Source organism: Pseudomonas entomophila, from assembly GCF_018417595.1.
Classification (GTDB): Bacteria; Pseudomonadota; Gammaproteobacteria; order Pseudomonadales; family Pseudomonadaceae; genus Aquipseudomonas; species Aquipseudomonas entomophila_C.
In genome coordinates this window covers 1944380-1967897 of record NZ_CP070982.1, presented here as the reverse complement: position 1 = coordinate 1967897, position 23518 = coordinate 1944380, and the positions used below count along the sequence as shown (strand labels likewise).

Here is a 23518-nt window from a genome sequence, read left to right as displayed (position 1 = left end):
CCCCGCCCCCACAGGTACACCGCAGATTCGAAGATTGCGGTGTGCCTGTGGGAGCGGGGTTACCCGCGAAGAGCGCCGACATGATTGCCCTTGTTACTGCTACAGCGCCTCCAGCTCCGCCATCAGGTCACTCAACCGATCGACCTTGTCATCGTCCAGCGCACTGCCCTGCAGCCCCTGCACATACACCGCCAACGCCTCCACCGTGCTGCACTCGAACATCGCCCGCAGCGGCACGTTCAGTTGCAGCGCCTTCTGCACCCGCGAGGCGATCTGCGTGGCCAGCAGCGAATGCCCGCCCAGCTCGAAGAAATTGTCGCGCACCCCCACCCGCTCGGCCTTGAGCACATCGGCCCAGATCCCGGCGAGGGTCTCCTCCAGCTCGTTGCGCGGCGCCAGGTAGTCCTGGCTATGCTGGCCACCGATGTCGATGGCCGGCAGCGCCTTGCGGTCGAGCTTGCCGTTGGCGTTGTGCGGCAGGCTGTCGAACCAGCCCCAGTGCAGCGGCACCATGTATTCCGGCAACTCGGCACGCAGGCGTTGCTTGAGCTGGTCGAGCAGCGCGGCATCGGCCTCGACGCCCTGGTGCGCCACCAGGTAGCCGACCAGGTGCTTGCCGTTGGCGCCTTCCTGCACGCCCACGGCGGCATCGCGCAGCTCCGGCTGCTCGTGCAGGCGCGCCTCGATTTCGCCCAGTTCGATGCGGTAGCCGCGGATCTTCACCTGGTGGTCGATACGGCCGACATACGCCAACACGCCATCCGCGCGGCGGCGAGCCAGGTCGCCGGTGCGATACAGGCGCTCACCCGGTGCTCCATAAGGATGCGGGATGAAGGCCTGTGCCGTGCGCACCGGGTCGCCGACATAACCACGGCCTACGCCGGTGCCGGCAACGCACAACTCACCCACCGCACCCAGCGGCACCAGGGTCTGGTCCTCGCCCAGCAGGTACAGGCGGTTGTTGTCGGTCGGCGTCCCTATCGGCAGGTAGCTGCCCTGGGTCGACTCAAGGTCCACGCGGAAGAACGCCACGTCGTCCGAACACTCTGCCGGGCCATAGGCGTTGACCAGGCCGATGGCCGGATAACGCTGCAGCCATTGCGCGGCAAGCTCCGGTGGCATCGCCTCACCGGTGGGTAGCATCCAGCGCAGGCCGTCGAGGGCCTGGTGGTCGTTGGCCAGCATGCCCTGGATCAGCGACGGCACGCTTTCCAGCACGGTGATGCCGGTGGCCTGCACGTGGGCCAGCAAGCCCTGCGGGTCATGGGCGATGGCGTTCGGCACGATCTCCACCTTGGCCCCGAACAGCGGCGCGGCGAGGAACTGCCACACCGAGATGTCGAAGCTCTGCGAGGCGGTCTGGGCAATCACATCCTGCTCATCCAGCGCCAGGTACGGCACCTTGCTCAGCTGGTTGTTGAGCATGCCGCGCTGCTCGACCATCACCCCCTTTGGCAAGCCTGTGGAGCCCGAGGTGTAGATCACGTAGGCGAGGTTGTCCGGCCCGCTGTGAATGCCTGGGTTGTGGCTGGCGACGTTGCTCGCCTGCACCTCTTCCCACACCAGCAGCTTGGGCCGCACGGCCCCGGCCACTTCATCGAGCAACAGCCGCGCCTGTTCGGCGCAGGCGGCGCTGCACACCAGCACCGGCGTGCGGCTGAGCTCGACGATGCGTTGCAGGCGCGCCGACGGCAGGCCCGGATCCAACGGCAGGTAACCGGCGCCGGCCTTGAAGCTGCCGACGATCATCCCCAACAATGCCAGGCCCCGCTCGGCCAGCAGCGCCACCGGCTGGTCGACGGCCACACCTGCCGCAACCAGGGCATGCCCCAGGCGGTTGGCGGCCAGGTTCAGCCCGGCATAGTCGAACGCGGCGTCCAGGCAGCGGGCGACGGTGCGTTGCGGATGGGCGGCCACCCGCGCCTCGAACAGTTCGATGTAGCTCTGCTCCAGCTCATAGGCATGCTCGGTGCGGTTGCAGTCATCGAGCAGGAAACGCTGCTCGTCGGCACCCAGCAGCGGCAGCTCGCCCACCTCCCCTTCGAAGCCCTCGACCAGCGCCAGCAGCAGGCGCTTGAACTCGGCCAGCAGGCGTTCGACGGTCGGGTAGTCGAAGTAGCGCTGGTCGAACGACAGGTGCAGGCCCAGGTCGTCGCCCGGGTAGCACACCGCGGTCAGCGGGAAGTTGGTGTGGGTGCGCCCCGAGTCGGAGCTGGCGTTCAGGTGCTGGGCGTGGTCGAGCACGGCGGTTTCCACCGGGGCGTTCTCGAACACGAACAGGCTGTCGAACAGCGGCTGGCCCTTGGGCAGCTCGCTGCATTCCTGGATGGCCACCAGCGGCAGGTATTCGTATTCGCGCAGCTGCATGTTGCGGTCCAGCAGGCCTTGCAGCCACTGGCGCACGCTGGCGCGCTCGCCGGGCTGCGGCAACTGCACGCGCAGGGCGATGCTGTTGATGAACAGGCCGACCGTGCGCTGCATCTGCGGCAGGCTCACCGGGCGCCCGGCCACGGTGACGCCGAACACCACGTCGCGCTCGCCGCTGTAGCGTGCCAGGGTCAGGGCCCAGGCCGCCTGGGCGAAGGTGTTGACGGTCAGCTGGTGGGCCTGGGCCAGCTCGCGCAGGCGGGCACCCTCGGCGACGTCGAGGCGGGTGTAGCAGTCGCCGACCAGCATGCCGTCGCCGGCATGGTCATGGCGCAGCGGGCGATCGCTGGGGATCGCCGTGGCACGTTCGAAGCCGGCCAGGTTGTCCTGCCACCACTGGCGCGCCTCGCCCAGGTCCTGGCGCTGCAACCAACCGATGTAGTCACGGTAGCGCGGCGGTACCGGCAATTGCGCCTGGCGGCCTTCACCAAGGGCCTGGTAGAGCTCGAAGAAGTCGTTCATCAGCAGCGAACGGCACCAGGCATCGATGAGGATGTGGTGGTTGCTCATCATGAACCAGTAGCGGGCATCGTCCACCCGCACCAGGCGCAGGTGGAACGGTGCCTCGCGCAGCAGCTCGAAGCCGGCCTCGCGTTCCTGCTTGTGCAGGGCCTGCAGGCGCGCCTCCTGGGTGGTTTCGTCGAGGCCGCGCCAGTCCTGGTAATCCACCGGTGTATGGCCCGGCTTGTGGATGATCTGCAGCATCGCTTCACCGGCGTTCCAGCTGAACGAGGCGCGCAGAGCTTCATGGCGCGCCACCACGGCCTGCCAGGCCTGGGCGAAGCGCTCGGGGTCCAGGGCGCTGTTGATGCGATAGCGGTCCTGCATGTAGTACAGGCCGGTGCCCGGCTCCAGCAGGGTATGCAGCAGCAGGCCTTCCTGCATTGGCGTCAGCGGGTAGACGTCCTCGATCTCGGTGGCCGGCACCGGCAAGGCATCGATCTGTTCCTGGCTCAACTGAGCCAGCGGGAAGTCCGATGGCGTGAAGCTGCCGTTGCCATCCGCCAGGCAGTGGGCGACCAGGGCCAGCAGTTCCTGACGGTAGGCCTCGGCCAACCGGTCGATGGTCGCCTCGTCGTAGCGTTCGGTGCTGAAGCTCCAGCGCAGTTGCAGGGCGCCGCCGTACACCTGGCCGTCGACGCTGAGCCAGTTGGACAGCGGCGCATCCAGGTCGTGGGCCAGGCCGGCCGGGGCGTCGAGCGGCTGGAACAGCGCGGCCGCGTCGAACTGCTGGTCGAACTGGCCGAGGTAGTTGAAGGTAATGCGCGCCTGGGGCAGCGCGGCCATGCGCTCACGGTCGGCGTCATCGGCCAGGTAGCGCAGCACGCCATAGCCCTGCCCTTTGTGCGGCACCTGGCGCAGTTGCTCCTTGATGCGCTTGATTGACGCTGCGCGGGCAGTCTCGTCCTCGCCGACCATGGGGTTCAGGCTCAGCGGGTAGGCGTTGGTGAACCAACCGACGCTGCGAGTCAGGTCCATGTCCTCGAACAAACCGTCACGGCCGTGGCCTTCCAACTGCACCAACACCTGCTCGTCGCCGCTCCAGCGGCACAGGGTTCGAGCCAGGGCAGTCAGCAGCAGGTCGTTGGCCTGAGTGTGATAGGCCGCCGGAGCCTGTTGCAGCAGTTGGCGGGTCTGCTCCACATCCAGTTCGATGGCCACGCTGCGCGCATGGCGATTGAGGTTCCCGCCCTGCGGGTGATCGCACGGCAGTTCATGGCGGGCGCTGCCCAGTTGGCCTTCCCACCAAGTCAACTCGTCACGCAGCGAGTCGCTGCCGGCATAGCTGGCCAGGCGTGCGGCCCACTCGCCCATGGCGTGGGTCTTGGCCGCGAGGGTTTCGCCGCGATACAGCGCCTGCAAGTCTTCCAGCAGCACACGCCAGGACACACCGTCGACCACCAGGTGGTGGATCGCCAGCAACAGCCGTTGCGCACCCTGCCCGTCGGTCACCAGCAGTGCGCGCAGCAACGGCCCCTGGGCCAGGTCGAGGCTGCGTTGTACATCGGTGTAGAGCGCCTGGCACTCATCGAAATCGGCGACCGTGGCCGTCCACAACAGCGGTTGGGCCGTCGGCTGGCCATAGCGGCCCTGCCAACGCCCGTTGTGCTGCTCGAAGTGCAGGCGCAGGCTGTCGTGATGCGCCACCAGCGCATTCAAGGCCTGCTCCAGTGCCTCGGTTTGCAAGGGCTGAAGCGCCTGCAGCAGTACTGCCTGGTTCCAGTGCTGCGGCTGCGGCACCTCGCTGTCGAAGAACCAGTGCTGGATCGGTGTCAGGCCGGTGCGCCCCTGGCGCTGGCCTTGTTCGATATTGCCAGGTGCCTCACTGCGAGTGACCACGGCGGCCAGGGTCTGGATGGTCTGGTGCTGGAACAGGTCGCGCGGGGTGAACTGCAGCCCCAGCTGACGGGCACGGCTGACCACCTGGATCGACAGGATCGAGTCGCCGCCCAGTTCGAAGAAATTGTCCTGCACACCGATGCGCGAAACGTTGAGCACTTCGCGCCAAACCTGCGTCAGTTGGGTTTCCAGTTCGTTGGCCGGGGCCTGGTAATGCTGGCGCGGCTGTTCCAGGTCCGGGGCCGGCAGCGCGCGGCGGTCGAGCTTGCCGTTGCCCATCAGCGGCAGGCGCTCGAGCAGTACCAGGTGCGCCGGCACCATGTAGTCCGGCAGGTGCAGGCGGGCGTCGGCCTTGACCGCTTCGCGCAGCGCGGCCTGTGCCTGCGGATTGCCACTGGCCTGCGGGCAGACCAGGTAACCCACCAGTTGCCTGCCACCCGGCAGGTCGAGGGCCAGCACCACGGCTTCCTCGACATCGGCATGCTCCTGCAGGCGGCTTTCGATCTCACCCAGCTCGATACGGAAGCCGCGGATCTTCACCTGCTGGTCGGCACGGCCGACGTACTCCACCAGGCCATCGGTGCGCAGGCGCACCAGGTCGCCGGTGCGGTACAGCCGGCCACCGTCGTGGCTGAACGGGTCGGCGACGAAACGCTCGGCGCTCAGACCCGGGCGGTCGTGGTAACCCTGGGCCAGGCCGGCGCCACCCACGTACAGCTCACCGACGCCACCTTGCGGCAGCAGGGCTAGATCCTCGTCAAGGATGTAGGCGGTGCGGGCACCGATCACCCGGCCGATCGGCACACTGCCGGCATCGGCGGGCAGTGTCTCCGGCGCCAGGCATGCCAGCGGCATGACCACGGTTTCGGTGGGGCCGTAGGCGTTGAAGAACTGCTGGGGTACGAAAGCTTGACGAATGCGTTGCAGATGCTCGCCGGCCAGTGCCTCGCCCCCGGTGATCACCAGGCGCACCGGCAGTTGCTCGCCCTGCCCGGCCAGGTACTGGGCCAGCTGGCTGCCGTAGCTCGGGGTGAAACCGAGGATGCTCACCTGCTGCTCGCGCACCAGTTGGCAGATTTCTTCGGCGCCCCACTGGCCCTGGGCCCGCAGCACCACACGGGCGCCACACAGCAGCGGCGTCAGCAAGCGTTCGCTGGCAGCGTCGAAGTTGATCGAATAGAAGTGCAGCTCGCAGTCGTCGCTGCGCATGGCGAATTCAGCGATGACTGCCTGGCAGTGCATGGCGATCTCGCCATGGCTGACCACCACGCCCTTTGGTTTGCCGGTGGAGCCGGAGGTGTAGATCAGGTAGGCCTGATGCTGCGGCAGGTTGAGGTTGTCCAGCGGCGCGTCGCTGTAGGCGGCCAGGCTGGCGGCATCGTCCTCCAGGCTCCAGCGGGCGACGCCCTCGGGCAGCTCGCCCAGGGTGCCGAGCAGCGCACGCTGGCCGATCAGCAGGCCGATGCGGCTGTCTTCGATCATGTAGCGCAGGCGGTCGAGCGGGTATTCAGGGTCGAGCGGCACATAGGCGCCACCGGCCTTGAGAACGGCCAGCAGGCCGACCACCATCTCCAGCGAGCGCTCCAGCGCCAGGCCTACCCGCACCTGCGGGCCGACCCCGCGTTCGCGCAGGGCGCGGGCCAGGCGGTTGGCCTGCTGGTCGAGCTCGGCGTAGCTCAGGTGATTGCCGGCGAAGGTCAGCGCCAGTGCCTGCGGCGTGCGCTCGGCCTGGGCGGCGAACAGGCCGTGGAGCGTCTGGGTGAGCTCGAAGTCCTGCTCGCCCTGGAGCTGACCGACCAGCGCCTGCTGCTCGGCCTCGGCCAGCATCGGCAGTTCGCACAGACGCTGTTGCGGATTGTCGAGCAAGGCCACCAGCAAGTGCTGCCAGTGCTCGGCCATGCGCGCGATGCGCGGCTCGTCGAACAGGTCGCGGCTGTAGGTGAAGCAGCAGCCCAGGCGGCCGTCGAGGTCAGTGACTTCCAGGTAAAGGTCGAACTTGGTGGCGCTGGCGTCATTGACCAGGTAGTCCACCTGCATGCCCACCAGCTCACGGCTCTGCTGGAAGGCCCAGCGCTGCACGTTGCACATCACCTGGAACAGCGGGTTGTAGGCGCTCGAACGCGACGGTTGCAGCGCTTCGACCAGTTGCTCGAACGGCAGGTCCTGGTGCGACTGGCCGTCGATGATGGCCTGGCGCACCTGCTCGAGCAGTGCGTCGGCGCTCATCTGCCCATCCACGTCGCAACGCAGTACCTGGGTGTTGAGGAAGGCGCCGATCAGCCCTTCGCTTTCCGGGCGGATGCGGTTGGCCACCGGCGCGCCGATGCGCAGGTCGCGCTGGCCACTGTAGCGGTGCAGCAGCGCCGCCAGGGTAGCGGTCATGGTCATGAACAGGGTCAGGCCGCGCTGGCTGTTGAATGCGTGCACGCGCTCGACCAGTGCCGGGGCCAGGTCGAACCGGTACAGCTCGCCACGGTGGCTCTGCACCGCCGGGCGCGGGCGGTCGGCCGGCAAGGCCAGCACCGGGTGCTCGTCGCCCAGGCGGTCTTTCCAGTAGGCCAGCTGGCGTGCGCCCTCGCCGCCCTCCAGCCACTGGCGCTGCCACACGCTGTAGTCGAGGTACTGCACCGGCAGCGGCGCCAGCGGCGACTCGCGCTCGTCGACGAAGGCCTCGTACAGCTCGCCCAGCTCGCGGGCGAAGATGTCCATGGCCCAGCCTTCGGTGACGATGTGGTGCAGGGTCAGCACGAAGTAGTGCTCGCGCTCGTCGGCCTTGACCAGGCAGGCGCGCAGCAGCGGGCCGCGCTCCAGGTCGAAGGGCTGGTGCGCCTGGTCGTCGGCCAGCTGTTGCAGGCGTTGCTGGCGAACCTCGGCGGCATCGCTGCTGAAGTCGTGCCAGTGCAGCTGTAGATTGCTGTCGCCCGCCACGCACTGGTAGGGCTTGCCGTCGATGCTCGGGAAGGTGGTGCGCAGGGTTTCATGGCGCACGATCAGGGCCTGCAGGGCACGCTCGAAGGCGTCCACATGCAGCACGCCCTTGAAGCGTGCCATGCCGCCGACGTTGTAGGCCGGGCTGTCTGGCTCCATCTGCCAGAGGAACCACATGCGCTGCTGCGAGTACGACAGCGGCACGGCCTGGCGGCGATCGACCCGGACGATTTCGCCTTGCTGGTTGCGTTCGCCGCTGTCACGCAGGCGGGCGATTTCGGCGCAGAAGGCGCCCAGCTCGCTGGCTTCGAACAGCGCCTTGAGCGGCAGCTCGACATCCAGCGCCTGGCGGGTGCGCGAAACGATCTGGGTGGCCAGCAGCGAGTGGCCGCCGAGGGCGAAGAAGTCATCCTGCAAACCGATCCGCGGCAGGTTCAGCACCTCGCGCCAGATGGCCGCGACCTGCCGCTGCAGTTCGCTTTGCGGCTCGACATGCTCGCGCTGTTGCCACACCGGCGCCGGCAATGCCTTGCGGTCGACCTTGCCACTTGGGCCCAGTGGCATCCGCGCAAGGTGGATCAGTTGTGCCGGCACCATGTACGCCGGCAGACGCTCGGCCAAGGCAGCCAGCAATCCATCGTGCCGTGCGCCACCGCTGTAGTAGCCCACCAACTGGGCGCCAACGGCGTCCTTGTGGATCAGCACCAGGGCCTGCTCGACCCCCGGCTGGGCCAGCAGCACAGCCTGCACTTCCTCCGGTTCGACGCGGAAGCCACGCACCTTGACCTGCTGGTCGAGACGACCGAGATAGTCCAGCGCTTCGTCTTGCACATGCCAGCGCGCACGGTCACCGCTGCGGTACAGGCGCGTGCCGTCGCCATCCGGCCGGGGCACGAAACGCTCGGCGGTCAGCCCTGGGCGGCCCAGGTAACCACGGGCCAGGCCCACACCCCCGAGGCATAGCTCACCCGGCACGCCGGGCGCGGCAAGTTCGAATTCATCGTCCAGCACCCGGCACAGCACATTGCCCAGCGGCCGGCCAATTGGCGAGCGCTCGCCATCGCTGCCCTGGCAATGCCAGTGGGTGACGTTGATCGCGGTTTCGGTCGGGCCATAGCGGTTGTGCAACTGGACCTGCGGCAACAGTTGCAACACACGGTCACGCAGCGCGGCGGACAGTGCCTCGCCACCGGAGAACAGCCGGCGCAGGCTGGTGCAGCCGGCTGCCAGCGGTTCCTGGACGAACACCTGCAGCAGCGGCGGCACGAAGTGCAGCGTGGTCACCTGGTGTTGCTGGATCAACTGGGCGATGCGCTGCGGATCGCGGTGCTCGCCGGGGCCGGCCAGCACCAGCTGGCACCCGGTGACGAGCGGCCAGAAGCACTCCCACACCGAGACGTCGAAGCTGATCGGTGCTTTCTGCATCAGCACGTCGCTGTCATCCAGCGCATAGGTCGCCTGCATCCAGTGCAGGCGCTCGGCCAACGCGGCGTGGGTGTTGCCGACGCCCTTGGGCTGGCCGGTGGAGCCGGAGGTGTAGATCACGTAGGCGAGATTGTCGCCGTGCAGGTGCAGGCCGGGGGCTTGGCTTGGCCAGCTGTCCAGGTGAAGCTGGTCGAGGGCGATGGCGCTGACACCGTCGACCTGGGGCAAGCGCTCGAGCAGGCCGCTGTGGCTGAGCAGCAGGCTGGCCTTGCAGTCGCCCAGCATGTACGCCAGGCGCTCGGCCGGGTAGTCGACATCCAGTGGCACGTATGCGCCACCGGCCTTGAGGATGGCCAGCAAACCGACCAGTAATTGCGGCGAACGCTCGATGGCGATGGCCACGCAGGTGTCGGGACCGACGCCCTTGTCGCGCAGGTAATGGGCCAGGCGGTTGGCCTGCTGGTGCAGTTCGGCGTAGTCGAGCTGGCCGCCCTGCCACACCAGCGCGGTGCGTTCAGGGGTCAGGCGAGCCTGTTCGTTGAGCTGCTCGACCAGCAAGCGTGGCGCGGCCGCCATCGGCGCCTGCCCCCAGGCCAGCAGCTGCGCGCGGCCCGTCTCGTCAAGCAGGCGCACGTCGCCCAGGGCCAACGCCGGCTGGGCGCAGACTTGCTCCAGCAGGGCCAGCAGGTGATTGGCCAGGCGCTCGATGGTGCTGGCATCGAACAGTTCGTCGGCGTAGTCGAAGGCCAGGCTCAGGCGGCCCTGGTGGTCTTCCTCGCTGTGCAGCTGCAAGTCGAACTTGGCCTCGCGGCTGTGCCACGGCAGCTCTTCGGCGAGCAGGCCGGGCAGGCGGCGCAGGGCCGAAAGATCGCGCTGCTGGTGGTTGAACATGACCTGGAACAGGCCCTGCTCGCGGGCTTGGGGCAAGGCTTCGAGCAGTTGCTCGAACGGCAGGTCCTGGTGGGCCTGGGCCTGGAGGGTGGCTCGGCGCACTTGGGCCAGTAGTTGCTCGAACGGCAGGCGACCCTCAAGCTCGGCGCGCAGCACCTGGGTGTTGATGAAGAAGCCGACCATGCCCTGGGTTTCCAGGCGCGGGCGGTTGGCGTTGGGCACACCGACGCGGATATCACCCTGGCCGGTGTAGCGGTGCAGCAGCGCCTGCCAGCCGGCCAGCAGGACCATGAACAGGCTGGCCTGCTGGTCGCGGGCCAGGGCTTTCAGGGCGCCGCCGAGCTTGGCCGGTACCTTCAGGCTCAGGCGCGCCGCGCTGTGCTTGCGTTGGTTGCCGCGTGGATGGTCGGTGCTCAGGTCGAGCACCGGCAGTTCGTCGCCCAGCGTGTCGCTCCAGTACGCCAGTTGCCGCGCGGCCTCGCCCTCGGCCAACCACTGGCGCTGCCAGTTGCCGTAATCGGCGTAGCCCAGGGGCAGCTCGGCCAGGTTCGTGGCCTGGCCTTGCGCGGCATACAGGCGGGCGAACTCGTCGAGCAGGATGTTCAGCGACCAGCCATCGGCAATGATGTGGTGCAGGGTCACCCACAGTTGATGGGTTTCGTCGTCCAGGCGCGCCAGGGTGACCCGCAGCAGCGGGCCGACACGCAGGTCGAACGGCTGCCGCGCTTCGCGCTCGCGGCGCGCGGCCACCTCATCGGCCTCCAGCCCTTCCAGGTCGAGACGCTGCACGGTGAGCGGCAGGCTCGGCAGGATGCGCTGCAGCGCCTGGCCATCGACCTCGTCGAACACGGTGCGCAGGGACTCGTGGCGCACAACCAGGGCCTGGAAGCTTGCTTCCAGCGCGGCTTCGTCCAGTTCGCCACGCAGGTGCAGGCCGGCTGGAATGTTGTAGGCGACCGATTGCGGCTCCAGTTGCCACATCAGCCACAGACGGTTTTGCGCCAGGGATTGCGGCAGGGCCCGATCGCGGCCTTGCAGGACGATGCGCCCGACACCCTCGCCGCCTTCGGCGAGGATGGCCGCCACCGCAGCCGAGTACTCGGCCAGGGTCGGTGCCTCGAACAGCGTGCGCAGGCTCAATGCCACGCCCAGCTCGTCGGCCAGGCGCGCGGTTACCTGGGTCGCGGCGATGGAATTGCCGCCCAGCAGCAGGAAGTGATCGTCCGCCGCCACGGCTTCGACCTTGAGCAGATCGCGCCACACCGCGGCGATGCGCGCCTGCAGATCGTCACCACCGGCTTCACCGATCGATGCCTGGGCCTGCGCCGGGAAGCGCGCGTAGCAATCCAGGCTGCCGTCGTTCATGCGCAGCCGGCAAGCCGAACGCTGCAGCTTGCCGCTGGAGGTCTTGGGCAACGCGCCCGGGTTGAGCAGCAGCACCACTGCCGGCGCCTGGCGACAGGCATCGGCGATGACCCGGCGCAGGGTGTTGATCAGTGTGTCGGGCGGTGTCGACTTCTGCACGTTGCGGCTGATCTCCACCGCCACGCCAATGCCCTCCTCGCCCTGGTCGTCGACGGCGAACACCGCGACACGGCCCTTGCGCAGCACCTCGACCTCACGTTCCAGGGTCTTTTCCAGGTCCTGCGGGTAGAGGTTCTGACCACGGACGATGAGCATGTCCTTCAGGCGCCCGGTGACGAACACCTCGCCATCGCGCATGAAGCCCAGGTCGCCGGTGCGCAGCCAGGTCTGGCCGTCCATCTCGACGAAGGTACGGGCACTGGCTTCGGGGTTGCGCCAGTAGCCAAGGGCGATGCTCGGGCCAGCGGCCCAGATCTCGCCGACACGATTGTCGCCCAACACCTCCAGGCGCTGGGGCTCGACGACACGCACCGCGTGGCCCGGCTGCGGGTAGCCGCAACTCATCAGCACACTGCCCTGGCCCGGCTCGGCACGATTGACGGCAAACGCCTCGGCATCCAGTTCCAGGGCACCGATGCCCTGACCACGGCGGCTGCCACTGACGAACAGCGTCGCCTCGGCCAGACCGTAGCTGGCGAAGAAACTGCTGGCGGCGAAGCCACAGGCGGCGAATTTCTCGGTGAAGCTATCGAGGCTGTCCTGGCGGATCGGCTCGGAGCCGGAATAGGCCACGCGCCAGCGGCTCAGGTCGAGCCCGGCCAACGCCGCCTCGCTGACCCGTTCGCTGCACAGGCGGTAGGCGAAGTCCGGGCCGCCGCTGATGGTACCGCCGTACTCGCTGATTGCCTGCAGCCAGCGCAGCGGCCGGGCGAGGAAGTAGCCCGGCGACATCAATACGCACGGCACGCCGCTGAAGATCGGCTGCAGCAGGCCGCCGATCAGGCCCATGTCGTGGTACAGGGGGAGCCAGCTGACGATCACATCGTCAGGGTTCACATCGATGCCGAAACCGTGACGGATCAGTTGTTCGTTGGCCACCAGGTTGCCGTGGCTGACCTGCACGCCCTTGGGCAATGCAGTGGAGCCGGAGGTGTACTGCAGGAAGGCGATGTCATCCCCCCCCAGCACCGGTTCGCGCCACTGCTCCGCGAGCATCGGGTCCAGCCGATCCACTGCCAGCAAGCCAGGGGCTTGGCTGCCGGTGAGCGCTTCCAGGCCCTGCAAACTGTCGCGCAGCGCTTCTACCGTCAGCAGCAGGCGCGGCTCGGCGTCGGCGATGATCGACAGCAGCCGCTGCTGATGGTGCTGGCGCGCGGACTCCGGCGGATAGGCCGGCACGGCGATGACCCCGGCGTAGAGGCAGCCGAAGAACGCCGCGACATAGTCCGGCCCACTGGGGAACAGCAGCACCGCACGGTCGCCGAAACCTGCCCTGGCCTGCAACGCGGCCGCGATGGTACGTGCGCGCTGGTCGAGGTCCCGGTAGCTGAGCACGGCCTGCTCGCCGGGCGCGTCGGCCAGGAAGCGCAAGGCGATCCGGTCCGGGGTCCGGGCGGCGCGTTGCGCCAGGGCCTGGACCAGCGAGTGCGGGAGTTCGAAGGCGTCCGTCATGGAATGTTCCTGCCAGTGTCTGGGTAAGTCGTGCCAGAGCGGCGCCCCGCCCATCAGGGCAGGCGGCGCTCGGCAGCCGGATGTACACAGGGGAACGGATGGAGCGGGAAAGAAATTAGCGTGGCCGGCCCGAAGGGCGGGACGCGACCGACGGGAAAAGTTGAAGGCCGTCACAGCCCGCGGCTTAGAACCAAATGCAATGCAAAATCATTAACTTTCGTATTTGACAATCATTATCATTCTGAATAGCTTGTCGCACGTCGTAGGAAGCCTCCTAGCTTGGTGTGCTCCCTTTTTCCACAGAGACAAGGTGATTTCCATGGCGGAACAACTATCCACAAGTAAGTGCGATTCACCACTGCTCCAGGCGTTCGTCGACAACCGCGGCATCCTGGTCAAGATCGCCGCGCGCATCACCGGTTGCCGGTCCCGCGCCGAGGATGTGGTGCAGGACGCCTTCTTCCGGCTCAGCGCCGCCCCGCAGATCACCTCGTCGTTCAAGGCCCAGCTCAGCTACCTGTTCCAGATCGTGCGCAACCTGGCCATCGACCACTACCGCAAGCAGGCCATGGAGCTGAAATACTCGGGCAGCGAAGAGGAAGGGCTTAACGTGGTCATCCAGAACGCCTCGCCCGAAGCCACCCATATCAACCTCGCCACCCTCGAGCACATCGCCGACGCCCTCAACGAACTGCCCCAGCGCACCCGCTACGCCTTCGAGATGTACCGCCTGCACGGGGTACCGCAGAAGGATATCGCCAAGGAGCTGGGGGTGTCGCCGACGCTGGTCAACTTCATGATCCGTGATGCACTGATCCATTGCCGCAAGAGCAGTCGCCTGGGCTGAAGCCCCAAGGGGCCGCTTCGCGGCCCATCGCGGCTCAAGGCCGCTCCTACAGGGATCGCGTTGTTCTGCAGGAGCGGCGTTGAGCCGCGATGGGGCGCGAAGCGGCCCCTGCTGCATCACACCAACTTGCAACGTTCGAAGAAGCGCTCCCGCCCCAGAATCATCAGCGCCGCCCGCTTGTGCGGGAAATCGAACTCCTTCTCGCAGTGGAAGCACTGGTCGTGCATATAGCCGATCATCTTGCCATTGTCGGCCCGCGGCTCGGCCACCACGCGCTGGGTACGCGGATCGTCGAGGAACAGGTAGTGAACCAGCGCCGACAACCAGCTGGCCACCTTGTGCGGGCCGCGGTGCGCCTCCTCCCCCACCAGCATGTGGATGCCACGATCGTAGTCGTCGGCCGGATAGAACGGTGCGATGCGGTCCTCCTTGGCCCAGTAGGCCTCGAAGTAGGCAAAGGGCTCGTCATCGAAACAACCGATCAGGGTCAGGGTATGCGGATCGGCTTCCAGCTTGGCCAGGTACTCGCGATGCTGGGCGAGCGAGCCACCTTCCTGCCAGAAGTGCACGACCCGTGGATTGTTCTGCCAGCGGTTGAATCGCTCGAGGTCGTGGTCGATTTCCAGGGTGCGCAGTGACACCCAGGCCCCAAGGCGCGCATCGAAACGCCGGTATACCTCACCCCGAGGCTTGGGCCCGCGCCGGGGGTGGCGCTTGCCGTTGCTGATCTGCATCTGCTGGGGGTAGGCCCCGGCAGCGGACTTGCCCAGCCAAGGCTGGGGCAACTGCCAGAACAGGGTGCGCTCGCAGAAATATTCGCCCGGCCGCTCACCGGCCACCAACAACCCGCTAGCCAGCGCCTGCGGTATCGGTTGCGGCAGTTGCCAGGCCAGTCGCTGGCAGGCCGGGTCACGGCACAGCAACCAGTAGCAGGCCGCCCACAACGCCTGCTCCGGGCGCTGCGGGCAGAGCTGCTCGAGGTGGACTTCAAGTCGGGCTGCCGCCACCAGACGCACCTGGATCAACGGGCGGCCTTCAAGGGTCAGGCTCAGGCGGCAATCGCCCTCGTCGGCCTGCAGGCTGTGCCAGCGGGGGGCGCAAGAAGGCTGCGAAGCGGCATCGAACGGCATGATCATGGCTCACGGGAATGAAATAAAGGCTCACCCCTGAATACGTGGCCACACCCGTGGAATTTAGTCGTGGGGTTTTTCCACGGTGATCTGGTAAGGCTGGAAGATGCGCAGCAATTCACCGTTCTCGCGCAGACGACGCATCAGCGCGGCAAATGCTTCAGGGCTGATCGGCGCGTCGGGGCGCAGCAAGGCGTAGTGATGGTAGACCTGGTCGACCCGCTTCGAGGCCATCAACTGGCCCTCGCTCTGCGGATTGCGCTTGAGGAAGTCGCTCAGATACGAGCGGGTGACCAGGGCGATGTCGGCACGCCCACGCTCGACCATGGACAGGTTGCTGTCGTGGGAATAGGTCAGTGCCGCGCGGTAGTGCTCCTTCAGATACGCTGGGTCAGCGTTGAAATGGGCAAAAGCGTAATGGTAGCCGTTGAACAGCGCCAGGTGCTTGCCTTCCAGGTCGTCAAAATAATGCTGGTCGCGCCCGGGTTGCGGCCGGGCCACGAAGATCTCGGCATCCTCGAGCCCCATGTCCACCGCCTTGTGCGCGATCCCCTGCCACCCCCATTGCGGGTTCTCGAAGATCGCCATGTCGGTGCGCCCCTGCTGGAAGTCACCGAAGCGCCGCGGAATCGAAGTGGGCACCAGCACGAAGCGGTACCCGGGTTGCAGCTTGTTCAGTGCCTCGACCAGTTGCGGCAGCAGGCCCGTGTCGGCACCCTGCTCCGGGCGTACGGTGTAGGGCGGGAAATGCGCCGCGCCGATCTTCACCTCGACCGCCTCGTCGGCCCGGGCCACGGCACTGAGCAACAACGCGGCGAACAGCAGCAGGGAGGACGACACCTTGAGGCGGGGCAGTGGGATCAAGTCGAGACACTCATCACGGGTTAAGGCCTTAATCCACCTAAGCTAGGCGTTTTCCCGGGCGGGCACAACCGCCGGATATGCCAAAGTGCCAGGGGATGCCGTTCGCCGCGACTTTGGCTACGCTCTACGGGCCTGCGTGAAGGGTCCTTGCGAGACGCCGCAGGCTACTGTGCATTGATAGGGAGCCTGGCATGGGCCACTGGTTGGTGATCGACCTGGAAGCTACCACCGATGACGGCGGCTGGCCGGTCACGGAGATGGAAATCATAGAAATCGGCGCAAGCCTGGTCACCCGCGAAGGCCGCGAGGTCGACCACTTCCAGCGCTTCGTGCGGCCCCGGCGGCGGCCGCAGCTGACGCCGTTCTGCCGCGAGCTGACCCATATCAGCCAGGCCGACGTCGACAACGCCGCGCCGTTCAGCGAGGTCTGGGGGCAGTTCGAGCGTTGGCTGGTGAACCACCAGGCGCAACTGCAGGCCTGGGTGAGCTGGGGCGACTACGATCGCAAGCAGCTGCTGCAGGAGTGGCAGTTGCATCATGTCGACAGCCTGTTGCTGCAACTGCCACACATCAACCTCAAGCAGCGCTTCGCCAAGGCCCGCCACCTGCAACGGCCAGCGGGGCTGAACAGCGCCCTGCAACTGGCCGGGCTGCAGTTCTCCGGGCAGCAGCATCGGGCCCTGGAGGATGCCCGCAACACGGCACGCCTGCTACCCCTGAGCCTGCCGGTTGGCGGCGCCTGAAACAGATGACGCAAGGGCAGGCCTTGGGCATACTGGCCAGCCCTTTTTTCAGCCCTTTTCCAGGAGTCGCCCATGTTCAAGGTCAATGAATACTTCGATGGCACCGTCAAGTCGATCGCCTTCGAAGGCCAGGAAGGTCCGGCCACCGTGGGCGTGATGGCCCCGGGCGAATACGAGTTCGGCACCGCCAAGCGCGAGATCATGCACGTGGTCTGCGGCGCCCTGACCGTCAAGCTGCCGGGCAGCGACAACTGGGAGAAGTTCGCGGCAGGCAGCCAGTTCAACGTGCCGGCCGACAGCAAGTTCCAGCTGAAGGTGGCTGTAGACACCGCCTACCTGTGCGAGTACCGCGACTAAGCAGTCCGGCTCCTACGCCATTTCCGGGCAGGAGCGGCTTTAGCCGTGATGCAGGCGACACGATGCCTGGCACCCGCTTCGCGGGTGATCGCGGCTGAAGCCGCTCCTACAGGGTTGGTTGTCTTCATGAGAGAAATCCCGCCACCCGCTCAGCCGCCGTCTGCAGATGCTGCTCATGGCTGAACCCGGAAACCTTCAGCGGCTTCAGGTCATGATCCGCCGCCGCCAGCCAGTCCACTTCGATCGCCGGCGATAGCACATACCCCTCCACCGCCTCACGGTTGCCCAGGGCATCGCGCTCGCCCTGGACGATCAGCGTGCGCGTGCGCAACCCCGCCAGGTGCTCGACGCGCGGCTTCTCCGGCTTGCCCACCGCATAGAACGGATACCCCAGGCACACCAACGCATCGGCCCCCAGCTCATCGGCCAACAGGCTGGCCATGCGCCCGCCCATGGACTTGCCGCCAATGGCCACAGGGCCTGCGGCCAATGGTCGCACCTGGTCGTATACATTACGCCAGCATTCCAGCAACACCTTCTGCGGATTGGGCGGCCGCCTGCCGCCGTCGACACGGCGCTGGGCCATGTACGGAAACTCGAAGCGCACCACCCCTACCCCTTGCCCCGCCAGCCTTTGCGCCATGTCCTCCATGAACCCGCTGTCCATCGGCGCACCCGCGCCATGGGCCAGGATCAGGCAACCGCGATAACCGCGATCGGCCGAGATTCGTGGAGGATCGCAGCGCAAGCCTGGGACATTTCCGATCTTCGCCCATTGATCCCCGTCAATACCGGCACTTTGCCCATTACTCATGCTTGCCTCGCTGTCTAGCCTGCCTATAACCGTGGATGGGAACCCATACATGAACACAACCAGCAGTACCGCCTACAACTACCAGGTGGTCCGCCAATTCGCCATCATGACGGTGGTGTGGGGCATCGTCGGGATGGGGCTCGGCGTCTTCATTGCCGCCCAGCTCGCCTGGCCCGCCCTCAACCTTGACCTGCCGTGGACCAGCTTCGGCCGCCTGCGGCCCTTGCACACCAACGCGGTGATCTTCGCCTTCGGCGGCTGTGCCCTGTTCGCCACCTCGTATTATTCGGTGCAACGCACCTGCCAGACCACCCTGTTCGCGCCACGCCTGGCCGCGTTCACCTTCTGGGGCTGGCAACTGGTGATCCTGCTGGCGGCGATCAGCCTGCCGCTGGGCTACACCAGCACCAAGGAATACGCCGAACTGGAATGGCCGATCGACATCCTGATCACCATCGTCTGGGTCGCCTATGCCGTGGTGTTCTTCGGCACGCTGATGAAGCGCAACACCAAGCACATCTATGTGGGCAACTGGTTCTTTGGCGCCTTCATCCTGACCGTGGCGATCCTGCATATCGTCAACAACCTGGAAATACCGGTCAGCCTGACCAAGTCCTACTCGGTCTACGCTGGCGCCACCGACGCCATGGTGCAGTGGTGGTACGGGCATAACGCCGTGGGCTTCTTCCTCACCGCCGGCTTCCTGGGGATGATGTACTACTACGTACCGAAACAGGCCGAACGCCCGGTGTATTCGTATCGCCTGTCGATCGTGCACTTCTGGGCGCTGATCACCCTGTACATCTGGGCCGGCCCGCATCACCTGCACTACACCGCCCTGCCGGACTGGGCGCAGTCGCTGGGCATGATCATGTCGCTGGTGCTGCTGGCCCCGAGCTGGGGCGGCATGATCAACGGCATGATGACCCTGTCGGGTGCCTGGCACAAACTGCGCAGCGACCCGATCCTGCGCTTCCTGGTGGTGTCGCTGGCGTTCTACGGCATGTCCACCTTCGAAGGCCCGATGATGGCCATCAAGACCGTCAACGCCCTGTCCCACTACACCGACTGGACCATCGGCCACGTCCACGCCGGCGCCCTCGGCTGGGTGGCGATGATCTCCATCGGCGCGCTGTACCACACCATCCCGAAAGTGTTCGGCAAGGAGCGCATGTACAGCCTCGGGCTGATCAACGCGCACTTCTGGCTGGCCACCATCGGCACCGTGCTCTACATCGCCTCGATGTGGGTCAACGGCATCGCCCAGGGCCTGATGTGGCGCGCGGTCAACAGCGACGGCACGCTGACCTACTCGTTCGTCGAAACCCTGGTGGCCAGCCACCCCGGCTTCGTCGTGCGCTTCGTCGGCGGCGCGATCTTCCTCAGCGGCATGTTCCTGATGGCCTGGAACACCTGGCGCACCGTGCGTGCCCCCGCCGCCGAGCAAGCCACCGCCAACGCCCAGCTGGCTTGAGGAGTAGAGCCTGATGAACCATGAAGTCGTTGAGAAAAACATAGGCCTGATGGCCCTGCTGATGGTGTTCGCCGTCAGCATCGGCGGCCTGACACAGATCGTCCCGCTGTTCTTCCAGGACGTCACCAACAAGCCGGTCGAGGGCATGAAGCCCTACACCGCCCTGCAACTCGAAGGCCGCGACATCTACATCCGCGAAGGCTGCGTGGGCTGCCACTCGCAGATGGTCCGGCCGTTCCGCGCCGAAACAGAACGCTACGGCCACTACTCGGTAGCTGGCGAGAGCGTATGGGACCACCCGTTCCTGTGGGGCTCCAAGCGTACCGGGCCGGACCTGGCCCGTGTCGGTGGCCGCTACTCGGACGACTGGCACCGCGCGCACCTGTACAACCCGCGCAACGTGGTGCCCGAGTCGAAGATGCCGTCCTACCCGTGGCTGGTGGCCAGCCAGGTCGACAACAGCCACACCGACGTCAAGATGCGCGCCCTGCGCACCTTGGGTGTGCCCTACACCGACGACGACATCGCCGGTGCCAAGGATGCTGTCAAAGGCAAGACCGAGATGGACGCACTGGTCGCCTACCTGCAGGTGCTCGGCACCGCGATCAAGAACAAGAGGTGAGTGCGATGGACATCGACATCGGCATGATCCGTGGCCTGGGCACCCTGGTGGTGATGATCGCCTTCATCGGCCTCTCGCTCTGGGTGTTCAACCGTCGCCGCGACCGTGATTTCGCCGAAGCGCGCCTGCTGCCCTTCGTCGACGACCGCCTGCCCCCTGCCGGGCAGGAACCTGCTGCCATGAGGAGTACCCGGCAATGACCACCTTCTGGAGTACGTATATCAGCGTACTGACCCTCGGCAGCCTGATCGGCCTGACCTGGCTGCTGCTCGCCACCCGCAAGGGCCAGAGCAGCGACACCACCGACCAGACCATGGGCCACAGCTTCGATGGCATCGAGGAATACGACAACCCGCTGCCGAAATGGTGGTTCTGGCTGTTCGTCGGCACCCTGGTGTTCTCGGTGGGTTACCTGATCCTCTACCCGGGCCTGGGCAACTGGAAAGGCATCCTGCCCGGCTACGAGAACGGCTGGACCCAGGTGGACGAGTGGCAGAAAGAGATGGACAAGGCCGATGCCAAGTTCGGGCCGATCTTCGCCAAGTACGCCGCCATGCCGGTGGAGGACGTGGCCAAGGATCCGCAGGCGCTGAAGATGGGTAGCCGCCTGTTCGCCTCCAACTGCTCGGTATGCCACGGCTCGGACGCCAAGGGCTCCTACGGCTTCCCCAACCTGACCGACAAGGACTGGCGCTGGGGCGGCGAGCCGGAGACCATCAAGGCGTCGATCATGAACGGTCGCCACGGCATCATGCCAGGCTGGGCCACGGTGATCGGCGAGCAGGGCGTGGCCGATGTGGCAGCGTTCGTGCTGACCAACCTCGACGGCCGCACCCTGCCGGCGGATGCCAAGGCCGACCCGGCCAAGGGCAAGGAGCTGTTCGCCACCAACTGCGTGGCCTGCCACGGCCCTGAAGGCAAAGGTACCCCAGCCATGGGCGCGCCCAACCTGACCCACCCGCAGGCGTTCATCTACGGTTCGAGCTTCGCCCAGCTGCAGCAGACCATCCGTTACGGCCGTCAGGGCCAGATGCCGGCGCAGCATGACATCCAGGGCAACGACAAGGTCCACCTGCTGGCAGCCTATGTGTATAGCCTGTCGCAGGATCAGGCCACTGAAACAGTGACCGCCAAGTAACACCTCGTGGGAGCGGGCTATCCCGCTCCCACGATCCCTTCCCTCGCCCCTCCCCGCCTTGCACCCCCTCCGAACGCAACTAAGCTTGTTGCCACAGTGGCTCCGCTCGCAGCGACCGGAACAGACGTGGTGCACAGCCTGGCATCGCGCATCGACTCCACGCTCACGAGCCTGCGGCTTTGGGATGCGCCTTGCGTGCCCGTCCCTCGATTAAAAAGCTTGACCGATCGATCAGAAAAACATGGAAAACGGTACACATTACAAATATTTATTTGTGTACAATCGTTCAGCCCCCACGCCGCGGGACGGTGGCGGAAAGGGCCTGGACACGGGTCGGCGCAAGTCTCCTTGCGTTGCCATAACCCTGGTGGTTATCGATACTGGCGCCGATTTACCAACCAACAAGAACACCCAAACCGTGGAACCTTAGAATGAGCACTGCAATCAGTCCGACTGCTTATAACTATAAGGTCGTCCGCCAGTTCGCCATCATGACGGTGGTCTGGGGGATCCTTGGCATGGGGCTCGGCGTCTTCATCGCCTCGCAACTGGTCTGGCCCCAGCTCAACCTGGACCTGCCATGGACGAGCTTCGGCCGCCTGCGCCCGCTGCACACCAACCTGGTGATCTTCGCCTTCGGTGGCTGTGCCCTGTTCGGCACCAGCTACTACGTGGTGCAGCGCACCTGCCAGACCCGCCTGATCTCCGACAGCATGGCCGCCTTCACCTTCTGGGGCTGGCAGGCGGTGATCGTCGGCGCGCTGGTGACGCTACCGATGGGCTTCACCACCACCAAGGAGTACGCCGAGCTCGAGTGGCCGCTGGCGATCCTACTGGCCATCGTCTGGGTCACCTACGCCCTGGTGTTCTTCGGCACCATCGTCAAGCGCAAGACCAAGCACATCTACGTCGGCAACTGGTTCTACGGCGCCTTCATCGTGGTCACCGCGATGCTGCACATCGTCAACCACATCTCGCTGCCGGTCAGCCTGTTCAAGTCGTACTCGGCCTACGCCGGTGCCACCGACGCGATGATCCAGTGGTGGTACGGCCACAACGCCGTGGGCTTCTTCCTCACCACCGGCTTCCTGGGGATGATGTACTACTTCGTACCGAAGCAGGCCGAACGCCCGATCTACTCGTATCGCCTGTCGATCGTGCACTTCTGGGCGCTGATCACCCTGTACATCTGGGCCGGCCCGCACCACCTGCACTACACCGCACTGCCGGACTGGGCGCAGTCGCTGGGCATGGTGATGTCGATCATTCTTCTAGCCCCGAGCTGGGGCGGCATGATCAACGGCATGATGACCCTGTCGGGCGCCTGGCATAAGCTGCGCACCGACCCGATCCTGCGCTTCCTGGTGGTGTCTCTGGCGTTCTACGGCATGTCCACCTTCGAAGGCCCGATGATGGCCATCAAGACGGTCAACTCGCTGTCGCACTACACCGACTGGACCATCGGCCACGTCCACGCCGGTGCCCTGGGCTGGGTGGCGATGATCTCCATCGGCGCGGTCTACCACATGATCCCGAAACTCTATGGCCGCGAGCAGATGCACAGTGTCGGGCTGATCAACGCGCACTTCTGGCTGGCCACCATCGGCACCGTGCTGTACATCGCCTCGATGTGGGTCAACGGCATCACCCAGGGCCTGATGTGGCGCGCCATCAACGACGACGGCACCCTCACCTACTCCTTCGTCGAAGCGCTGCAGGCCAGCCACCCGGGCTTCATCGTCCGTGCCCTGGGCGGTGCGTTCTTCGCCTCCGGCATGCTGCTGATGGCCTACAACGTGTGGCGCACCGTGCGTGCCGCCAACCCGGTACAGGCTGAGGAAGCCGCCAAGATCGTCGTCGTGGGAGCCCACTGATGAAGCATGAAGCAGTCGAGAAGAATATCGGCCTGATGGCCTTCTTCATGGTCATCGCCGTCAGCGTCGGTGGCCTCACGCAAATCGTCCCGCTGTTCTTCCAGGACGTCACCAACAAGCCGGTCGAAGGCATGAAGCCGCGCACCGCGCTGGAGCTCGAAGGGCGCGACATCTACATCCGCGAAGGCTGCGTGGGCTGCCACTCGCAGATGATCCGCCCGTTCCGCGCCGAAACCGAACGCTACGGCCACTACTCGGTGGCCGGCGAGAGCGTGTGGGACCACCCGTTCCTGTGGGGCTCCAAGCGCACCGGGCCGGACCTGGCACGCGTCGGCGGCCGCTACTCCGACGACTGGCACCGCGCGCACCTGTACAACCCGCGCAACGTGGTGCCCGAGTCGAAGATGCCGTCGTACCCGTGGCTGGTCGAGAACAAGCTCGACGGCAAGGACACCGCCAAGAAGATGGAAGTCCTGCGCACCCTCGGCACGCCGTACACCGACGAAGACATCGCCGGCGCCCGCGACGCGGTCAAGGGCAAGACCGAGATGGACGCCCTCGTGGCGTACCTGCAAGGCCTTGGCACCCTCATCAAGAGCAAACGGTGA

Annotated in this window: 13 protein-coding genes; 9 read left to right on the top strand and 4 right to left on the bottom strand. The window is 66.1% G+C overall.

Annotation, left to right across the window (positions count from 1 at the left end; genetic code table 11):
• Positions 1–99 precede the first annotated feature (99 nt).
• On the bottom strand, positions 100–13047 hold the full coding sequence (locus JYG34_RS08650; RefSeq protein ID WP_213660309.1) for a non-ribosomal peptide synthetase: 12948 nt from the start codon (positions 13045–13047) through the stop codon (positions 100–102).
• Between the two features lie 319 nt (positions 13048–13366).
• Here JYG34_RS08650 and JYG34_RS08645 point away from each other — a divergent pair, with 319 nt between their 5' ends.
• Positions 13367–13894: an RNA polymerase factor sigma-70 gene (locus JYG34_RS08645; protein WP_213660308.1), complete on the top strand. Its 528-nt coding sequence runs from the start codon at positions 13367–13369 to the stop codon at positions 13892–13894.
• 116 nt (positions 13895–14010) lie between these two features.
• On the opposite strand, the gene JYG34_RS08640 is transcribed toward JYG34_RS08645, so the two are convergent.
• Together JYG34_RS08640 and JYG34_RS08635 are read right to left on the bottom strand one after the other, a co-directional pair.
• Positions 14011–15024: a GNAT family N-acetyltransferase gene (locus tag JYG34_RS08640; protein ID WP_213660307.1), complete on the bottom strand. Its 1014-nt coding sequence runs from the start codon at positions 15022–15024 to the stop codon at positions 14011–14013.
• 63 nt (positions 15025–15087) lie between these two features.
• Positions 15088–15888, bottom strand: coding sequence for a substrate-binding periplasmic protein (locus JYG34_RS08635; RefSeq protein WP_213660306.1), 801 nt, complete (start codon positions 15886–15888; stop codon positions 15088–15090).
• A gap of 191 nt (positions 15889–16079) precedes the next feature.
• On the opposite strand from JYG34_RS08635, the gene JYG34_RS08630 reads away from it, so the two are divergent.
• Entirely contained in the window at positions 16080–16631 is a 552-nt protein-coding gene (locus JYG34_RS08630) for an exonuclease domain-containing protein (protein WP_213660305.1), read from the top strand.
• A 72-nt stretch (positions 16632–16703) separates the two neighbouring features.
• Positions 16704–16988: a pyrimidine/purine nucleoside phosphorylase gene (locus tag JYG34_RS08625; RefSeq protein ID WP_213660304.1), complete on the top strand. Its 285-nt coding sequence runs from the start codon at positions 16704–16706 to the stop codon at positions 16986–16988.
• A 124-nt stretch (positions 16989–17112) separates the two neighbouring features.
• Here the strand turns inward: JYG34_RS08625 and JYG34_RS08620 are convergent, their stop codons facing one another.
• A complete protein-coding gene (locus JYG34_RS08620; protein WP_249746228.1) occupies positions 17113–17802 on the bottom strand; it encodes an alpha/beta family hydrolase in 690 nt (229 codons plus the stop codon).
• 49 nt (positions 17803–17851) lie between these two features.
• Between JYG34_RS08620 and ccoN (JYG34_RS08615) the strand changes: the two genes are divergently transcribed.
• The 6 genes from ccoN (JYG34_RS08615) (at position 17852) to ccoO (JYG34_RS08590) (ending at position 23518) form a co-directional block, all read left to right on the top strand.
• Positions 17852–19276, top strand: coding sequence for a cytochrome-c oxidase, cbb3-type subunit I (gene ccoN, locus JYG34_RS08615; protein ID WP_011533058.1), 1425 nt, complete (start codon positions 17852–17854; stop codon positions 19274–19276).
• 13 nt (positions 19277–19289) lie between these two features.
• Complete coding sequence (gene ccoO / locus JYG34_RS08610; RefSeq protein WP_213660303.1) at positions 19290–19898, top strand: cytochrome-c oxidase, cbb3-type subunit II; 609 nt, start codon at positions 19290–19292, stop codon at positions 19896–19898.
• A gap of 5 nt (positions 19899–19903) precedes the next feature.
• On the top strand, positions 19904–20098 hold the full coding sequence (locus tag JYG34_RS08605; RefSeq protein WP_011533056.1) for a cbb3-type cytochrome oxidase subunit 3: 195 nt from the start codon (positions 19904–19906) through the stop codon (positions 20096–20098).
• On the top strand, positions 20095–21036 hold the full coding sequence (gene ccoP / locus JYG34_RS08600; protein ID WP_213660302.1) for a cytochrome-c oxidase, cbb3-type subunit III: 942 nt from the start codon (positions 20095–20097) through the stop codon (positions 21034–21036). Before JYG34_RS08605 ends, ccoP begins: the two co-directional genes overlap by 4 nt.
• 431 nt (positions 21037–21467) lie before the next feature.
• Positions 21468–22910, top strand: a complete 1443-nt coding sequence (gene ccoN / locus JYG34_RS08595) for a cytochrome-c oxidase, cbb3-type subunit I (protein ID WP_213660301.1) — start codon at positions 21468–21470, stop codon at positions 22908–22910.
• Positions 22910–23518, top strand: coding sequence for a cytochrome-c oxidase, cbb3-type subunit II (ccoO, locus tag JYG34_RS08590; RefSeq protein ID WP_011533053.1), 609 nt, complete (start codon positions 22910–22912; stop codon positions 23516–23518). Before ccoN (JYG34_RS08595) ends, ccoO (JYG34_RS08590) begins: the two co-directional genes overlap by 1 nt.